This is a genomic window from Deltaproteobacteria bacterium HGW-Deltaproteobacteria-6, from assembly GCA_002840435.1.
In the GTDB taxonomy this organism is placed as follows: Bacteria; Desulfobacterota; Syntrophia; order Syntrophales; family Smithellaceae; genus UBA8904.
The window spans coordinates 128,789-147,245 of record PHAT01000005.1 but is presented as its reverse complement, the minus strand read 5'-3'; the positions used below and the strand labels follow the sequence as shown (position 1 = coordinate 147,245).

At 47.8% G+C, this 18,457-nt stretch carries 15 protein-coding genes; 1 reads left to right on the top strand and 14 read right to left on the bottom strand.

Annotated features, from left to right (window positions below):
• Positions 1–5: 5 nt before the first annotated feature.
• The 14 genes from CVU71_10880 to CVU71_10815 form a co-directional block, all read right to left on the bottom strand.
• Complete coding sequence (locus CVU71_10880; GenBank protein PKN18020.1) at positions 6–542, bottom strand: dTDP-4-dehydrorhamnose 3,5-epimerase; 537 nt, start codon at positions 540–542, stop codon at positions 6–8.
• A 211-nt stretch (positions 543–753) separates the two neighbouring features.
• A complete protein-coding gene (locus CVU71_10875; GenBank protein ID PKN18019.1) occupies positions 754–1,815 on the bottom strand; it encodes a hypothetical protein in 1,062 nt (353 codons plus the stop codon).
• Positions 1,816–1,829: 14 nt separating this feature from the next.
• Positions 1,830–2,942 (bottom strand): hypothetical protein, encoded by a 1,113-nt coding sequence (locus CVU71_10870; protein ID PKN18018.1) that lies wholly within the window; start codon positions 2,940–2,942, stop codon positions 1,830–1,832.
• A 14-nt stretch (positions 2,943–2,956) separates the two neighbouring features.
• A complete protein-coding gene (locus tag CVU71_10865; GenBank protein ID PKN18017.1) occupies positions 2,957–4,795 on the bottom strand; it encodes a hypothetical protein in 1,839 nt (612 codons plus the stop codon).
• Positions 4,792–5,865 (bottom strand): hypothetical protein, encoded by a 1,074-nt coding sequence (locus tag CVU71_10860; GenBank protein ID PKN18016.1) that lies wholly within the window; start codon positions 5,863–5,865, stop codon positions 4,792–4,794. The genes CVU71_10865 and CVU71_10860 overlap by 4 nt, the downstream gene beginning before the upstream one ends.
• Positions 5,866–5,890: 25 nt before the next feature.
• Positions 5,891–7,132 (bottom strand): hypothetical protein, encoded by a 1,242-nt coding sequence (locus CVU71_10855; GenBank protein PKN18015.1) that lies wholly within the window; start codon positions 7,130–7,132, stop codon positions 5,891–5,893.
• Positions 7,071–7,970 (bottom strand): NAD-dependent dehydratase, encoded by a 900-nt coding sequence (locus tag CVU71_10850; GenBank protein ID PKN18014.1) that lies wholly within the window; start codon positions 7,968–7,970, stop codon positions 7,071–7,073. The genes CVU71_10855 and CVU71_10850 overlap by 62 nt, the downstream gene beginning before the upstream one ends.
• Positions 7,960–9,771 (bottom strand): thiamine pyrophosphate-binding protein, encoded by a 1,812-nt coding sequence (locus CVU71_10845; protein PKN18013.1) that lies wholly within the window; start codon positions 9,769–9,771, stop codon positions 7,960–7,962. Before CVU71_10845 ends, CVU71_10850 begins: the two co-directional genes overlap by 11 nt.
• Positions 9,772–9,789: 18 nt before the next feature.
• Positions 9,790–10,365, bottom strand: a complete 576-nt coding sequence (locus CVU71_10840) for a hypothetical protein (GenBank protein PKN18012.1) — start codon at positions 10,363–10,365, stop codon at positions 9,790–9,792.
• A 30-nt stretch (positions 10,366–10,395) separates the two neighbouring features.
• On the bottom strand, positions 10,396–11,901 hold the full coding sequence (locus tag CVU71_10835; protein PKN18011.1) for a spore coat protein: 1,506 nt from the start codon (positions 11,899–11,901) through the stop codon (positions 10,396–10,398).
• A 22-nt stretch (positions 11,902–11,923) separates the two neighbouring features.
• Complete coding sequence (gene rfbF / locus CVU71_10830) at positions 11,924–12,700, bottom strand: glucose-1-phosphate cytidylyltransferase (GenBank protein ID PKN18010.1); 777 nt, start codon at positions 12,698–12,700, stop codon at positions 11,924–11,926.
• Positions 12,701–12,728: 28 nt separating this feature from the next.
• Complete coding sequence (gene rfbG / locus CVU71_10825; protein ID PKN18009.1) at positions 12,729–13,853, bottom strand: CDP-glucose 4,6-dehydratase; 1,125 nt, start codon at positions 13,851–13,853, stop codon at positions 12,729–12,731.
• Complete coding sequence (locus CVU71_10820) at positions 13,850–15,175, bottom strand: lipopolysaccharide biosynthesis protein RfbH (GenBank protein PKN18693.1); 1,326 nt, start codon at positions 15,173–15,175, stop codon at positions 13,850–13,852. The genes rfbG and CVU71_10820 overlap by 4 nt, the downstream gene beginning before the upstream one ends.
• 521 nt (positions 15,176–15,696) lie before the next feature.
• Positions 15,697–16,866 (bottom strand): 30S ribosomal protein S1, encoded by a 1,170-nt coding sequence (locus CVU71_10815; GenBank protein PKN18008.1) that lies wholly within the window; start codon positions 16,864–16,866, stop codon positions 15,697–15,699.
• Positions 16,867–17,139: 273 nt separating this feature from the next.
• On the opposite strand from CVU71_10815, the gene CVU71_10810 reads away from it, so the two are divergent.
• On the top strand, positions 17,140–18,441 hold the full coding sequence (locus tag CVU71_10810; GenBank protein PKN18007.1) for an aminotransferase: 1,302 nt from the start codon (positions 17,140–17,142) through the stop codon (positions 18,439–18,441).
• Positions 18,442–18,457: the final 16 nt, after the last annotated feature.

Sequence of the window (18,457 nt, the reverse complement as noted above, 5' to 3'; positions counted from 1 at the left end):
TTTCCTCAGAAGGGGGACTTGAAGGATTTCAAATCCGTCAGCTCATTATCCCTTTTAGAAACAATGGGATTCTCAACAGGCCAATCAAAGTTCACGGAATTCCATTTAATGCCGCTATCCTTTTCCGGCGAATGCGCTTTGCTGATTTGATAATACACGGTGGCCTTATCACTCAGAACGCAAAAAGCATGAGCCAGCCCTTGAGGCAGATAGATCGCTTTATGATTTTCCGCGGACAATTCAATGGAAAAAATCTGCTGATACGATTCCGATTGCACCCGCAGATCAAGGACAACATCAAGAATCATTCCCTGAGACACCCAGACAAGCTTTTCTGATGTCATGGGAGGAAGTTGAAAATGGAATCCTCTGATAACGCCCTTCCTGGAAACGGAGTAGAAGGTTTCCTCGTAATTGCACTGAAGGCCTCTGGCAAAATACTGATGATACTCAAACGGCTTTACTAAAGTACCTCTTTCATCGGCGAAGAAATGGGAATCGATAACCCATAAGCCTTTCATGGCGGTTTCAGTAAATTTCATATGTCATCCCCAAAATTTCAAGGCATCCCTTATGCGCAATCATTACGATCAACTTTTCAAAGTAACTATTAAGATGCACGTCATGTAAGGAATAATCCTCTTGATCCCTTTTTCAGGATTAATCCATAACCTGTCTCACATCCAACTCTTCCCGTCCGCGTTTTGTCGATGGAACGCCGCGCGTAAATTCCCGTGGTCAATATGCTTATCTTCATGTCTTATTTCCGCCGAATGTGTTTTGAGTAAGAAGTGCTGACAGGGTGTCGTCAGACAGATGATCCAGATTATCCGGTGCTGAATAAAGAAACGTGCAGTTGCGGCACGAAGGGTTGTTCCGCCGCTGCCGGTTGATATGCATGCGGCGGAACGCTTGCATTTTGTCTCCATCCCAGATGTCTTTCAGGGAGGATTCAAAAACGTTTCCTACTTTTGTCGCCTTATTCCAGTCCACGCAACAGACCGTTACGTCGCCGTTGGCTGTGATGGCCAGAGTGTAGAAGGGAAAAGGGCAGACTTCCTTGGGATGGGAATGCGAATGGTCGCTGCCGGTTTGAGTCCTGGTTCCGTAAAGTGCGGCCATTAGATCGTGATCGCCGTAACTGTCCCAGTTCATCGGCTCTTCGATGACTGCCTCATCGGCGATCGGTTGATACATATCCAGGAAGGTGGATCGCTCGGCGGAATTTGCAGGATCCAGAAGTTTTACATAGAGAAAAGGCTTTTTCGAACCCATTTCATTGCGTATATCTTTGAACCGGCGGATGTTATCGTATATTTTCTCAACTTTTATGCGTGACTGCGTTACCCGTTCATGTCTGTTCTGGTTCACGCTCGAAATGCTGATTCGCAGATAATCAAGTCCCGAACGAATCAAAGATTTGGACATTGCGTCATTGAGCAGAACACCGTTGGTGGTTAATTCGGTTCGTTCGGCAAGCTGCATATTACAGGCCAGCGCAATCATCTCGGGAAGATCGGGGTTGAGAAGCGGTTCGCCCATGAAATAAAACCTCAGGACTTTCAAAGAACCGCCCGCCCGGATGTCGGAAGCGATCTTTTGAAACTCGGCAAAGGTCATCGTCCGGAATCCGCCCGCTTCTTTTTCGTAGTCGGCAATCGACATCGGACAGTACGTGCAGCGAAACATGCACCGGTTGGTGGGTTCAATGTACAGACTGATCGGGAAAGACAAAGGCAGTAGCCTTTCCAGCGAGGGGCGCTCATCCTGTCTCAGTTGGGTATATTTGGGTATGTCCATATGACCGTTTTCCATCTTTCAAAATATTATCAGTGGATATTCAACTTTAAAATGCGGTCAGGTGAAAACCCCATTTCGATTAATTGCTTTTGAATCTCCGCTCCCCAAAGACTGATGATGACAATTTTCAGATCTTTGGATTCCTCCAGAAGTTTTGCAGGTGAGAAGATCTCAATGCCGCACAATTTGCCGCCGGTTTTTCCCGGGTCATTGTCGGCTGCGTAAGCAAACGGCACGGGATAATTTTCCAGAATCAGGCGGGCCCGGTTTCCCGCGCCGAAGAGAACGACTTTTTGACCGGAGGCAATCCATTGCATGACGGTAAAAATATTTCGTGTCACATCGGCAATAACGTAATTCATTTTCAAAAGCGTGGCAAACAGGAGCTGCGGCAAACCGGTTTTGACAAAATCAATATCCTCAGGCCTTTTCACGGCGATGAAGTTGTCAAAGTGCGGCCTCCTGCCGATCCAGTGATCTTCAGTAATTTCGATGCCGGTAATGTCGAACAACCGGTAACCGGTTCTTGTGAAGATGTCAAAGAACTGTTCCCGGCTGTATCCATAGCGGGTGGCCGTCTGTTGCAAGTCATTTTCCAGCAGCACCAGCGGCGCCAAATGGTCCAGAATATTCAATGCGCCGGACAGCGCCAGGTATTCCGCGCCTTCGACATCCAGCTTGATCAGCCGGCAGGATGTCTCGCCTGCCAGTTCTGCATCCAGCGTGGTCGTTTCAACTTCGATTTCGATATTCTGAGCGTCGGTCAATCGGTTGGATGCCTCGATGCCGCTGTAACTTGGATTATTTTTCACAAAAATAAACCGTGTTTTTCCCGATGAGTTGGACAGAGCCTTGGGAATAATTCCAACATTTGAAGAAGCCTGATATTTTCGGGTAAGATCCGTTGCCAGCGCGGGCAGAGGCTCAAAAGCATAAACCCGGCCTTTTGCTCCGGCGAGCGCGGCCAGGGTTTGCGTGTGCCTTCCCGTATGCGCCCCGCCGTCCACGACGATGTCCCCCGTCCGGACAATTTTGTTGAAAATGTCGGAAATCAGGGCTTCCTGAAAATCGAAGGCCCCTACATTTTTTTCAGTAAAGTCGAAAAGACTGGAAATCATTTCATCAGAAAGCATATTTTTCAAGGACGACCTTCCTTTCAGACAATTTCGATGCCGTGATTTCTCAATTCGGCAATCGAGTTGTATATTTCAGTATAAGAGAATTGCGCCGCAATGAACATGATGTCCAACACGCCCTTTAATTCCGACAAGTCTTCGGGAATTTTATCGATCGTATATTGCCCGAGACTCAGGCCCTGCCGCTGGGGATTGATGTCAAAGACCTTGACCACGTGCCGCCGGTAATGCTCATCAAGATTGTTCACCAGCGCGGCGATGATTTTGCTGGGGCCGCACAGGCCGATGGCCATGTCCGGATTATTGTCGATCAGGCCTTTGAGTTTCGGCAGATTGATATAAAAGTAATAATCCTCATTGCGGAACCGGTAATAGCGATGATTGCATTTCTTGCAGCCCAGTTCATTGACCAGCACCTTGCTGACATTCGAATAGACGTTCATTTCGCCGCAATGAGTGCAGCGTGCCACGATGGTGTAGAGGTCGCCGCGGTTCGGATCGTAACCCGATTTGACGGTCACGTTTTCCGCGGGCTGATAAAAGTCGTCGCGGAATTTGCGGACCAGCCCCGCATATTCCTGCTGGTCGATTCCCGTGAAGTTGATGCCGGGACACCCGGAACGCACATACTCCAGCGGGTCTTTAATCAACCCTTTTTCAATCGCTGTTTTATAAAGCTTTGTACCCGGATAAGGAACGACTTCCACGACGCTCAATTGATATCTGCGGTTTTTTTGATACCATTCATAACAGGCGTTGATGGTTTCGCGCGTCTCGCGCACGTCTCCAATCAGGATGTTGGGCGCGATGCCCACCTGGGCGTCGTAAACCATCGGCAGCGTCCGGTCGATCTGGGCGCGTTTGATGTTTTTATTCATGCTTTTGAGGACATCTTCGTCAAGGTGTTCAATGCCCAGGCCGATAGCCACGCAGCCGGATTCCTTCATGTCCTGAAGGACCTGCTCGTCAATCTTGCTGTCGATTCGCAGCTGGCAGTACCATTGAAGGCCGAACGGTTTGATCCGCCGGCAGAATTCCACCAATCGGCTGTTGTTTTTGGACGATGCGAAAAGGTCGTCGTAAATGAACAGGAAGTTAATGTTGTATTTCGGGACCAGGTATTCGATATCGGTAAACAGACGATCGAGCGATACCTGACGGTAAGTCGGTACGGTATGATAGCAGAACGTGCAATTGTGAGGGCAGGAGCGACTCGCGACAATCGGCAGGGCTCGCGGATTGTCCTCCTTGATAAACCAGAAATCCAGGCACTTTTGATAATCCAGATATTTGTTCAGTTCAAAACTGTCATAATCGGGCAGCGGCATCTCATCCAGACTGGCAATGACGTCGCGGGGGGGCGTCATCAGCGGACGGCCGTTGTCATTGAAAATAATGCCGTTGACCCCGGCGGGTTTTCCGCCGGATTCCAGAGCCCGGACCAGTTCGACGATGGTCCTGTCTCCTTCGCCCAGAACGCCGAAATCGATTTTCATGTCCGTAAAGATCAGTTCCGGTTCGGCTGAGATGATGCCTCCGCCCAGAATGGTGATGATGTGCGGATAGTGTTTCCTGATATGATCAAAAATATGCTTGATGCGCCAGTATTCCCGCGACAGGCCGCCGATGCCGACAACGTCGACGCGATGATCCATAATCATTTGGTCCAGTTTGCGCATGGGATCATCGTAGAAATTGAGATCTACACAAAAGGTGTTGATTCCGGCGTTTTTCAAGGCTGTGGAAATATATCCCGGCCCGATGGGAAACGTGTAATTGTATGGATATTCGGTGACGTTTTCCAGATCGGTTCGCTTGAATAAAGCGTTCATATGCGGCACAACGATTAGGACATTCATGTATTTTCCTTTTCCATCTCGTCAGGTGCGAACACCTCATACATGTCAACCGGCGAGGGTTTGCCGTACATGCCGGCGATTTTATTTTTTATGAAATCCATATCCTCGCTTGCCAGGCAGACGGATGGCGGGTGTTTAAACCACGAGATGGTCATGCCGCGGCGCAAAATATCCGGAAGCGGCTCCTGCAAAATATTGCCGATGGCGATGTGGAGAAAAGGACAGGGCAGCACATCGCCATATTCGGTGATGTAAACGACGCTGCGTAAAGCGGGGCAGGGCACCTTGACGCCTTTGTAGGGGAAAATATCTCTTTTGATAATTTCATGTTCGCAGTTGAGCTGATAGATATAGTTCGCATCTTCCGGCGTCAGAAGCAGGTCGTAACGGCCTTTCCAACTGCCGATGGGTGTGGCGAAATTCACATAAATGATAAATCCGTTTTCTTTGGCAAATTGAATCAGATTCAGCAGTTCGGGCGCCCGGACGTTTTGCGTCGTAGCGACCGTGTTGATGACAACGCGTAGACCTGCGTCTCTGGCCTGCCTGAGCATTTCAAGGGTGTGCTGAAAAATGCCGTCTTTGCGGCGATTGGTCTCATATTGCTCCTGGTTGAAGGAATCGAGGCTCATCACAATCTTGTCGATGCCCAGAGCGCGCAGATGATCCAGTCTTTCACGGTTAAGGAGCGTGGCGTTGGTGACCAGACCCATGTAAAAATTCCGGGGGTTCAAGGCGTTGACAACATCATCAAAATCTTTCCAGAACAGGGGTTCGCCGCCCTGAAGGATGAACTGATAGACGCCCATTTTTTCCGCCTGCAAAGACAATTGTCTGAGATCATCCAGAGAAAGCCGCCTGCTTTTCTTCTGAAAACAACTGGCAAAACAATGATCGCAGTTGAGGTTACAGTCGTAGCGATAGGCAATTTCAATCACCGGCGGCGGGCTTTGCCCCTGCGCGGCCTTGCGGTCAAGCTCCAGAAACTTGGCATATACCGCCGGCTTCTCTTTTTTCAGACGTTCCCGGGTTTGTTCCCGATCGAGCAGATCTGCTTGTTTTTGTGTCATTGGTTTTCCCCTGTTCTGAACGCGGCTAAACAGCGTAGCATACCGTATCGACAATCTCACTGGAGTAGTGGCGCAGATACAGACGATAATGCTTTTGCAGCCCCTTGATCAGAAGCGGCAGCCGCCAGAGATCCGCTGCCCGGTGATACACGGAAATGGCCAGTTTCGGGGCATCGGCCCGGAGCAGACCTTCGGCGCCCCTAAGCGCTTCTTCCTCCGCCCCCTCGATATCCATTTTAATAAAGGTTGGCGCTTCTTTATGCTTAAAAAAATCATCAAGGCTGAACACCTGTATAGAGTCTGTGCCCTGCGACAAACTGATGCGGGAATCCAGCGCGCCTTCGGCCAGAAAACTTATTTTACCTGACGTGATGTAAACGCCCGCGGTCACCGGGATAATTCTGCCGTTGTCCGTTTCTTCGATTATCTGCCTGAGCTTTTTCATGTTTTCTTCATCGGGTTCAAACGCGTAATATTTTTTAAACCGGTTTTTGGTTTGTTTTCTGAATTCCTGCAGCGTGTCGCCGCTGTAAGCGCCACAATCAGCAAAAATCTCCTGCTCACCTGTCTGAATAACGCCGTTTTCAAAGTACTGGATGTTTTTTGATGAGGAGTCATGTATCAACTTTTTATTGAACGTCAGGCGAAATTCAATGATGTTCTGGAAGATCCTCCTGGATTCGTCGTCATTCCACAATTCATTCAATGCCAGAATGCCTCTGCGATTGGCCTCGTCAAACAGCGCTGCGGACTCGCCTTCATATTCAGGCGAGATGAAGATGTCCGGGTGTTTGAGGTTCAGATAACGCAGGGGATAGATATGATCGGTGCCCAGAGCATAAAGCTTGGCCTCAATTTCAGATTCGTAAAGCAGGCTGGCAATCAGAACAGCGGCGCTGCCATATCTGGCTTTTATTGTTGTCGGATCTACAATATCCACTCCGGCCAGTTGTTGCCCCCAGCGCGCAGCATTACCGTCAGCAAAAGCCTGGGCGGCAATGCCCAGCTTTTGCAGGTTGTACAGAAATTTTTCGCCCATTCGTCCCGCGCCATAGATGACAACCGGAAGCTTTTTATCCATTACTTGATCGAAGTCAGGATACTTTCGATCCAGGGCGTCCAGGTAATATTCATTTGTTTGTCTGAATAGCTCTTCTATCCGATTCATATTTCCTGCATGCGGGCATTTGACCCGCCGCTTCCTTTCAGGGATCCACCAGCAGAAGATTGCTGTTGATGTTCTTTTTGTTATCCTGATACCAGCCATAGAGTTCGGCGATGCCGTCCTCCATGCTTTTAAAATGAATTCCGCCCGTTTCGGCAATCAGTTTGGTATGATCTCCGCTGTATTCCCGTCCCAGTCCATCGTGTTTCACTGCAATATCGACATTCTTACCTGAAATGCTGCGAACGATCCCCGCCAGGGTTAAAAGATCATACGTCTTTGCCGTGCAGACGTTTAATGTTTTGTGCCGGGGATTGTTTTCGATAAACCATCGTGTAATGTTAACCAGATCATCAATATGCATATAATCAAAAAATACGTTTTGCTTAATGGTGATCGGCATATCATAGAGAGCCTTGGCGCAGGCATTGGAGATGAAGCGTATTCTCCAGTCTTCATATTTCCCGTAGACACCAAAAAGTCTCAAATTATAAATATCGGGACGGCTCATTGTATATTTGGCTATAATATATTTCGAAAAACCATAAGCATCATTTGGAACATGCATGTCAAGGTCCTCTTCACGCATTTTAGGCTTCCAATTTTCCCGGCCGAATTCCGCGCCTGACCCGTAGTAAATCATTTTGCCATATTCATCTCTGCATCGGGCCAGATTAAAAAACATGCGCAGATTGTTTTCAAATACTTTGGCGATATCTTTTGTAGACGTCTTGGTCGCATTCCAGGTCGCCGCGTGAACGATGACGTCAAAGCGTTCTTGGCTCAAAAACCGGGAAACAGCTAAATCATCTAAAAGATTAAGATTGCGGGAAGCCGGCGCGACAGTCTCATAAGAACCCGTCAGTTGTTCACATAAATTACGTCCGATAAATCCCGTTCCTCCCGTGATCAAAATCTTTTTCATGGCACTATGTCTCATTGATGCAGGAAATGCTCATGCTGGATTGAAACTCTTCCCGATCTAGAAACGGCAAGAGATCTTCCATGGGAAGAGATTCCATGGATCCGTTTTTACGCTGCCGGGATGAAACCCGGGGGGCTGTGACCTGATCCGGAGACACCATGACTTCACAAACCACAGGCCCTTTTTCCATTAGAATATCATGTACTTTATCCCGAATACGGTTTTGATTAATGAGCCTTGCCGCAGAAATGCCGAATGCTTTGGCCACAGAAGTGATATCCGGCAGCGTCAGGCCGCTGGCGGCGGAGCTGGCGACGTAGTTGCCGTTAAAATAATTTTTCTGGGTGTTCTGGATCGAAACGTAACCACCGTTGTTCAAAACAAAAAATTTGATGGGAAGATTCAATCTGCGAACAACTTCCAATTCCTGAATATTCATTACAAACCCGCCGTCACCGTCGATGCAGACCGTGCGTTTTTTACCGCTGGCGATACAGCCTCCAATGGCCGCCGGAATGCCGAAGCCCATTGATCCCAGACCTTCGCTGTTAAAGATGCGCAAGCCGGCTTTAACGCGTATTGCCTGCATGGTTCGTTCACTGCACGCGCCCGAACTGCCGGGAATGAGGAGATCGTTTTTCTTTAATTCGTCTGAAAGAATGTCGATTAATACGTAATCATTGACAAATTTTTTCTGTTGCCAGTATTCAGGTAAAACCACCGGGTATTTTTTTTGCCAGGTCTTACAAATTGAGAGCCATTCGGAATGGTCGACGTTGGTGATTTTGTCTTGTTGCCGATGAAATTCGTGGATAAAGGTTCCGGCATCGGTGCAGATGGGAACATCAATGTTCATGGTCAATTTGGATATTTCAGCCTGATCGATATCGACGATAATTTTTCGGGCGCCCCTCGCAAAATTTTCGTGAGAGAAAGCGGTCTGGCCCAGATCCATGCGTGTGCCGATGATTAAAAGCCAGTCGGCGTTCTGCTGGGTGAAGTTTGCACCGCGCTGTCCGACTGCTCCGGGCCGGCCGGCAAACAGCCGGTGCTTCTCCGGCAGAAAGTCCGCTGCCTTCCAGGTGGTTAAAACAGGAATATGAAGTTTTTCAATAAGCGCTAGAAAGTGACCCAGGGCACCGGCCAGCCTTATGCCGTTACCTGCAAGGATGACCGGCCGTTTCGCCTGATTCAGAAGAGCAACGGCCCTGCCAACCTGAGACGTCAGATGATCATCTTTCATGCCGGAGGGATGATCTGACGCTTCCGGATGAAATCCGTCCAGAGTATTTTCATTAATATTCGCAGCCTGGACATCCAGCGGAATATCGATCCAGACCGGTCCGGGACGGCCGTTTTTAGCCAGCCACATCGCCTTTTCCAGATGATATCGGATCGTATCAGGTTCGGTAACCGTGACGGCATACTTGGTGATGGATGAAACCAGCTCAATAATGTTGATTTCCTGAAAACCCATTTGCCTGACGCCGCTGGCGCCAGCCATGTCCGCACGCTTGACCTGCCCCGAAATGAACATAACCGGTATCGAATCCAGCCAGGCGCCCGCAACGCCCGTAATCGTATTCGTCCCGCCGGGGCCGGTTGTCACCAATGCGACGCCCAGATGATTGGTATATTGGCTGTACGCGTCGGCGGCAATGGCACAAGCCTGTTCATGCAGGTTGCAGATGTATGTGAGGTTCTTGTTTTTACCCACGGAATCCACAAGGTGCATGGCGCCACCGCCGGAAAGCATGAAAATGTGCTTGATTTTAGATTGGGCGATAAATTCAAAAACGTAATCAGATAATTTCATGTTATCTTTTTTCCTTTATTACTTAAGACCTGTTTCCAAAATGTCCTGAAGTGTGCAGCCTTCGCTGCTCCATGGGCGTGTGACCAAAAAAGCCTTGATGTTCAGTTTTTTTGCCGCCATAACGTTGCCGGGGCTGTCATCAATAAAATAGTCAGCCTTTCCGAGCCACGCCAGGAAATCGCTTTTATTAAGATCCGGGTGCCCCGGCGGCTCACCTGGCCTTTCTGCAGGGACAAAACTGAATGTCTGGAACCATTCACTGTAATATTGCAGCACCCAGTCGATTGCGGAAAAAACGGTTTTCCTCGGCCTGGCCGTCAGTGCAATATGCCGGAACCGGGCGCCGTTTATCCTGAACCAGTTTATGAGATGATCATCCGGAACCATTGCCCTGGCCTGGGGCGACAGCCGGAATTTATCCAAAGAATGGAGATATTCTTCCCGCTCGACCTTCAAAAGCCTGTGAGGCGGGTTTTCTGTCAAATCACCGTATTTTAATTTGCAGCCGGGATGAGCAGGCAACCAGAAGGTCTCCAGCCACGTTTTTGTACAATCATTTAGTACGTCATCGATATCCCACACGATTGTCTTCATGCTGTCAGATGCGCTCCGTGCTGCGGCAAATTATCCAAGCCAATGCGAAATATAGGTTTTTCTGTCCTTGTTCTGAAGAATTGTTTCATCCGTATAGTAGGAATCGTCCTTATAATGCGTTGAGGATATCTCTTCGATGACGGCGCCGTTGTCGCTTTCGAAGATGTGTTTTGTGCCGCGGGTGACCGTGACAACGTCACCGCTTTTATATTTTTTGGCGACGCCATCGAGTATCAACTGAACATTCCCGTGTAATACCACAAACGTCTCTTCCTTCACGTTGTGATATTGTTCAGGATGTTTCTGGCCGGGGCATAAAACAATCAACTTTTTACAATATTCCCTGTTCACCACATTGATGATGGTGCAGCCGATTTCATCGAAACGGTCGAGGCCGTAATGGTGTGATATTTCCAGGGTAGCCATGCCCGGCACCACGACATTACCGGCGGATAATATTTTTTTAATGCGCTGGACAATGGCATAAATTTTTTCTCTTTTATCAACAGTGTTGATGCCGGATGCTTGAACGGGGGCGTTTTTTTCAATGTCACTGCCGGCAAAGTGCTCGGCATATTTGGCCATATCGTTGGCCAGGAGTTGACCGTCAGCGCATGGAAAGGCATAAAAAGTATTGGTCTGATCAATCTTTTCCCCTTTGGTAATCTTCCTGCCGGCGAAAACACCGCGTTTGAATTGTCTCAGGTCGGCCAGTTCCTTGTCTGTGGATTTTGATCGCTCACCCACAACGCCGCCCATGCGATAGGCTTTTTCGGCAGATTGCAGCCAGCTGGTGATCTGCCGGGGCGTTGCCGAGTAGTCGTTCTTCTTAAAAGCCTCTGTTTCAACGGCGACATGTTTTTCAAAGATACATGCACCTTTGGCGATGGCCGTCTGAATGGATTCCACATTGTCCGGTTCTTCATGGGTTGAATAGCCGACGGGGACATCCGGATAGCGCCGCTTGAGCAGATCAATCTGATTCATATTCAGGGTGTCGATATGCGTCGGATATTCGCCGACACAATGCAGGATGGCAAATTTTTTCTCTCGATTGCGGAAAAAACTCACCACCTTGTCGATATCATCAAGCGTGGCGCCGGCCGTTGAAGCGATGATCGGCTTGTCAGTTTGCACGATTCGCTCTAAAAGAGGCCAGTCGGTAAAGGAACAGCTGGCGATCTTGATAATATCGAAATTCATTTCTTCAATAAGATCTACCGACGGTTCATCAAAGGGCGTGCAGATGGATATGAAATGGTTGGCGCTCAGAGCATCCTTCAGTTCCTGAAATTGTTCTTTCGATAGTCTTGTTTCGCTGAACCGTTTGACGTTTTTCAGGTCCATCCGCGTTTTGTAATCGGGATGAATGAATGTATCCAAATTCCGGAATTGAAACTTGAATCCAAACTGGAATTTGAACGGTCTGGCCACTTCGGCAAACGCTTTGATCATCGTCAGGCCATGTTCCAAAGAGCCCATATGATTGTTAGCCATTTCAAAAATAAACAGAGGCTGATCAAAATAGTTTTTCATTTGTAGCTCCTATAATAATTTTTTATTGCCAGACTTTCCATGGCGCTTTGCCGGATTTCCAGAGTTCTTCGAGAAGTATTTTATCTCGCATTGTGTCCATGGGCTGCCAGAAACCATCATGCCGGTACGCCATGAAGTGGCGCTCACTTGCCAATTTCTGCAGCGGGTCCACTTCCAGATTTGTGTCATCTTCCTTGAGGTAATTAAACACTTCGGGCTGCATGACAAAAAATCCGCCGTTGATCCAACTGTTGTCTCCCTTTGGTTTTTCGACAAATCCCGCTACTTCGCTTGTTTTGCCGATGCTTAGGGAACCAAATCTGCCTAAGGGCTGGGCTGCTGTAACGGTGACATATTTGCCGTGTGATTTATGAAAGTCAATAAGCTTGGGTATATTGACATTTGAAACGCCATCTCCATAAGTTAGCATAAATGGCTCATTCCCTACATATTTTTGAATCCGTTTCACCCGGCCGCCTGTCATGGTTTCCAGTCCCGTGTTGACGAGCGTTACCGTCCATTTCTCGGCGTAATGTCGATGGGTGAACATCTCCCTGCCGCTCTTGAAGTTGAACGTCACGTCCGATTCGTACATGAAGTAGTTGGCAAAATAATCCTTGACCACGTTGGCCTTATATCCCAGGCAGATAATGAATTCATCAAATCCGTGATGAGAATAGATTTTCATAATATGCCATAAAATCGGATGTTCCCCGATTTCAATCATCGGTTTTGGTTTTAAATGCGACTCTTCACTGATGCGTGTACCCATACCGCCGGCCAAGATGACTACTTTCATGGATCTTCCTCCCAAAATCTTTGATTTTCTAAGAAGTATATTGTCCTTTCATCGCTGCAAGATTGCTGAATTCTCTGATCTGTTGAACGGATACGTTTTTTTGGTTCTTCCCGGACCGATGCCAGATTTTGTACCAGTCAACCGTCCAGTTGATTGCTGATGAACTATCCAAAACGGGTTGCCATTTCAACCCGAATGCCGCTTTATCAATATTTAAATGCAGCAAGTGTGCTTCATGAGGAGCCTTTTTAATCGGAGGTGTTTGGATCGCGCCGCTTCCCCAGGCATGAATGAATCGTTCGGCAAGTGCGTGAACGGTAATCTGATCGGATGTTTGCGGTCCGAAGTTCCAGGCGCCGCTGAATCTATCCGGATTTTCCAGAAGCCGGGCAGCAAGCAGCAGATAGCCGTGTAACGGGTCCAATACATGCTGCCAGGGACGGGTGGCTTGCGGATTTCTGACGATGATGGGCTGGTTTGCGGTGAGTGCGCGGACGCAATCGGGAATGATTCGGTCTTTAGCCCAGTCACCGCCGCCGATGACATTGCCGGCGCGGGCCGTGGCGAAGCCCAGATGAGGCCCAATACCTTTTAAATCGAAGTAAGAGCGGTGATAGGCTGCAGAGACGATTTCAGAGGCTCCCTTGCTGGCGCTGTAAGGATCGTGGCCGCCCAGCGGATCGCTTTCCCTGTATCCCCAGACCCATTCCTTATTATCGTAGCATTTGTCAGACGTAATAACGACAACCGCTCTGACGCCGGTGCACTGACGGATGGCTTCCAGAATATTGACCGTTCCGCCCACGTTGGTGTCAAAAGTTGCTTTGGGATCGTCGTAAGACTCACGAACCAGGGCTTGAGCCGCCAAATGAAAGACGATTTCCGGTTTAACCTGAGCAAAAACTTTTTTAACTTTGTCCAGACTGCGAATATCCACATGGATATGATCAATGACATTGTTCAGCGATGCCAATTGGAAATGGGAAGGCTTAGTAGAAGGTGCAAGAGCAATTCCGGTGACTGAAGCGCCGAGTTCGTGAAGCCACAGGGCCAGCCACGAACCTTTGAAACCCGTGTCGCCGGTGATAAGCACACGTTTTCCATTATAAACATCCGCAAGGTTTTCTTTCGTTTTTGCGGTGGTTTTTTTCATTTTATCCTCCGCGAAGACAAAAACCGGTCGATGATATCCAGTGTGTATTCAATTTGCTCCTTGCCCAGGCCGGGGTAGGTTCCCAGAAAGAAAGTATCATTCATGATGCGGTCCGTATTGGGCAGTTCACCCGTCCGGCGGTAAGTAATATCCCGGTATGCGGGTTGACGCAGCAGATTGCCGCCGAACAGATTTCGGGTTTCAATAAGATGTTCGTTTAAGAATTCCGTTAAGTTATTTCTTGAAAACCATGAATCTTTGCATCGTACCGTCAATGGAAAGGCAAACCAGGCCGGATCTGAATCCTCCGTGGCTTTAGGCAGGATAAAGTATTTTTCATATTTTTTGAAACCTGCCGTCCAGCGTTGAAAATTCTTGCGTCTAGCCTCACAGAAAACGTCCAGCTTTTTTAACTGTTCCACACCGATGGCGGCCTGAAATTCCGTGGCTTTCAAATTATAACCGATATGGGAATAAACGTATTTATGATCGTAGCCTTCAGGTAAATCCCCATGTTGCCCCGAAAATCTTTTTCCGCAGCGATTATTCATGCCGGGTTTGCAATAGCAATCTCTGCCCCAGTCTTTTAGAGAGCGAATGATCCTGGCCAGCGTATCGTCAGATGTCAGCACAGCGCCTCCTTCGCCCAGAGTGATGTGGTGTGCGGGGTAAAATGAGCAGGTCGAAAGATGGCCGAAAGATCCCGTGGGCTGACCTTTGTAGATTGACCCCAATGCATCGCAATTATCTTCGATCACAAACAGGTTATGATTTTTGGCAATGGCGATGATCCGTTCGATGTCGAAAGGATTACCCAGCGTGTGGGCCAAAAATATCGCACGCGTCTTCGGGCTTAGAGCTTTTTCGATATCTTCAACAGCAATATTGTAATTTGGAATATTAACATCGACAAATACAGGGATAAGACCGTTCTGAATGATGGAATTAACCGTCGTAGGGAAACCGGCCGCAACCGTTATGACTTCGTCTCCTGCTTTCAGTCTTCGTTCATTAAGGAAGACGGACGTTAAAGCGGTTAGGGCAAGGAGGTTGGCTGAGGATCCTGAATTGACCAGAATAGCATGCCGGGTTCCCACTCTTTGGGCCAGATCGGATTCAAAGCGAGAAGTAAAACGGCCTTCCGTGAGCCAGAAATCGAGCGCTGCCTCCACGGCAGCCTGCATTTCATTTTCGTCATAAACACGACCCGCATAATGAACGGGTGTCTTTCCGGGAATAAAGTCTTGATGTGGAATATTCTGCAGATAATAGTCTTTTACCAGATTCAAAATTTTATTTCTCAAATTGTTATCTTCTTCCATGATAATATTTATAAACAGAATATAATGCAATATCAATGCCTTTTTTGGCTTAAAGTAATTTGAAAAGTCTGGAATACGCTTTATGAAAAAAGTAATCCGGTTAAATATCGAAATAAATTATAATTTATTAGATTTGTGATGGCCCCGGGATGACCGGTGATATTTAATAATAGATAGAATAATCGTCAATGTATTGACGGATTTGGCGTCTGATTATTGTCTGGCGGCAAAAAATGCCTGTTGTATACGAATGCTTGGTGTTTTCATGTCTTTTATTTTACCTTGACAGGCAGGGTTATTTAAAAATTTTCTAAACGTACCCGATCGGTCAACGTCAATGTTTTTGACCCGTCGCATCAGCGGTTCATACTCCTGCGGGGGTATGATCGGTCCGAGGTTCAAGGGTGATTTGACACTGTGTTGAAATAAGAACAAGAATGATGACTTCAATTAATGTGCTGTGTCCCCCGCTGGAGGGCAGGGGGCTACAGCCGTTGAACCGTGAACCGCTGAACCTTTTCTTATTTCTTCTTGGCTTTGCTCAGCAGGTCGCCGAATGTGCCCATGGTTTTAGGGGCTTTAGGCATGTAACTTTTGTAATCATCGCCCGGTTCCGCCGAGTCCTTTTTTTCTTCACTGTTTGAAGCCAGATCCAGCGAAATTCTTTTGTTGTCGCGATCAATCTTTTCGATCTTCACGTCGATTTCGCGGTCCCTGGTCAGGACATCCTGGGCGTGTTTGATTTTTTTCCCTTTGCCCAGCTTGGAAATATGCAAGAGCCCGTCTACGCCCGCCTCCAGCGTGACAAATGCGCCGAAATCGGTCAGCCGCGATATCCTGCCCTTGTGGATGCTGCCTTCAATGTAATTACGAACAACGTCATTCCAGGGATCGGGGAGTGTGTCTTTAAAGGATAAAGTGATGCGGTCATTTTCCCAATCCAGATTAATGATGACGGCTTCGATGGCATCGCCGGATTTATAGAGAGATTTGGCGTCTTCCACTCTGCCCCAGGTCATTTCCGAAACCGGCAGCAGGGCCTGCACGCCGCCGATATCGACAAATGCGCCGAAGTCGCGAACGGAGGTCACAATGCCACGGACGGTCATGCCTTTTTGCAAGGATTTCTTCAGTTCTTCAACTTTTTCCTGTTCAATTTTTTCGAGCAGCGGACGGCGGGACAGGATGATTTTGCGGCCGTTTTCCCCATACTCTATCACCAGGAAATCGAATTTTTTACCGATGTAATCCGCAGCATTTTCGATTCTTCTTTTGTCCATTTGCGAGAAAGGACAAAAGCCGCTGGCACTGGCGCTGATTTTTACGGAAAAGCCGCCCTTAACTTCTTTTTCGACGGTGGCTTCCAGAGGAATCGCATTTTGATAAGCATTGACCAGAAATTCATCGACACTTTTGCGCGCCAGCAATTTGGTGGTGAAGAGTCTTTCGCTGTGACGCGACGAAAGAAAATAGGCGGTGACCGTATCGCCTTCCTTAATGGTCAGATTCCCCGCGTCATCGAGAAATTCTTTTTTATCCATGTAGCCTTCGCTTTTGGCGCCCAGATCAATGAAAATCCACTCCGGAGAAATTTTAACAATCGTTGCCTCTACTTTTTCTCCCACGGCATAGCGCTTGGGGGTGGCGTAAGATTCTTCGAACATTTCGGCAAAAGTTTTTGTATCGTCCATAATTGGTATCCTTTAATTTTACTATTTTGAATTAATGAGACTACTTACTTGCAAGCCAGAGGAATACGGGAATGGTTTTCCTGTTAAGAATGTCCTGCCTAATAAATTGATAAATTTCCAGTCTCTTAGTCATGAATATCACGAAAAGTGTTTTTTGTCCCCCAGAAAATGATTGGCATGTCCGCAAAACAGCATCAAATTAAATAACTCTGGATAAATTACAAAATATGTATTATGAATCACTATACAAATAGTTAAGGAGTTAGGTAACTTATGCGTTTTGAAATTTCACGTGGCGGTAGCGGGCTGACTTATGAAATCCGCAATATCGTACTCATCGCTAAAAAAATGCAGCAGCATGGACTCAAAATTATCTGGGAAAACATTGGTGACCCGGTTCAAAAAGGCGAAATGATCCCCGGTTGGATGAAAGAGGTTCTGACTGATATCCTCAAAGAAGACATGTCCTATGCTTATTCGCCAACCAAAGGGGTTGATGCAACGCGCGCTTTTCTTGCCGAACGCACGAACGCCCGGGGAAAAGCTCAAATTACGTCCGAAGACATTATTTTCTTCAATGGGCTGGGCGACGCCATTGCCCGTGCTTACAGCTCCATTCAGGTGGATGCCCGCATGATCATGCCGGAGCCGACCTATTCCACCCATTTGATGGCGGAAGTGCTGCACGCGTCTTTTCCGCCCAACACCTACCGGATGAATCCTTACAATAACTGGCAGCCGGATCTGCGCGAACTGGAGCAGAAGGTCAGAAGTCACCGGGCGATCGTCGGCATTCTGATTATCAATCCCGATAATCCCACCGGTTTTGTTTACCCCGTGGAGATGCTCGAGCAGGTGGTGCGGATTGCCCGTGAAAATGATCTTTTCATTATTTCCGATGAGACTTATACCAATATTGTTTACAACGGCAAAAAAACCGTGCCGATCAGCGATGTCATCGGCGATGTCCCGGCAATTTCCATGAAGGGAATTTCCAAGGAACTGCCCTGGCCAGGCGCACGCTGCGGCTGGATGGAAGTCTATAACGCGGATAAAGATCCCATTTTTGCCCGCTTCATCAACACCATTTTACATCAGAAGATGTCGGAAGTGTGTTCCACGACGCTGCCGCAGATGGCCATTCCCCGGATTATGACGCATCCCGAGTATAAAAATTATTTACGGGAGCGCACGCAGCATTATGAAAAGCTTTCCGCCATTGCCTACGGCATTCTGAAAGATGTTCCTTTTCTGATTGCCAACAAAACCAACGGTGCGTTTTACATGACGGTTCTTTTCAACGAGTCGGTACTCAATGAACGGCAGCACCTGCATATTGAACAGCCGGAAGTCCGTTCCTATGTTGAAACCCTGACAAAAGACGTTGAATACGATAAGCGGTTTGTTTATTATCTGCTGGCGGCCACCGGCATCTGCGTGGTACCGCTGACGTCGTTTTTCTCGCCGCTGCTCGGTTTCCGTATGACGCTCCTGGATAAGGATGTGGATGAATTTGAGTATGTCGTAAAAACCATCGCGGCAAAAATTACAGAATACATTAATTCGAGTAAATAACTTTTTAAGCTACAGG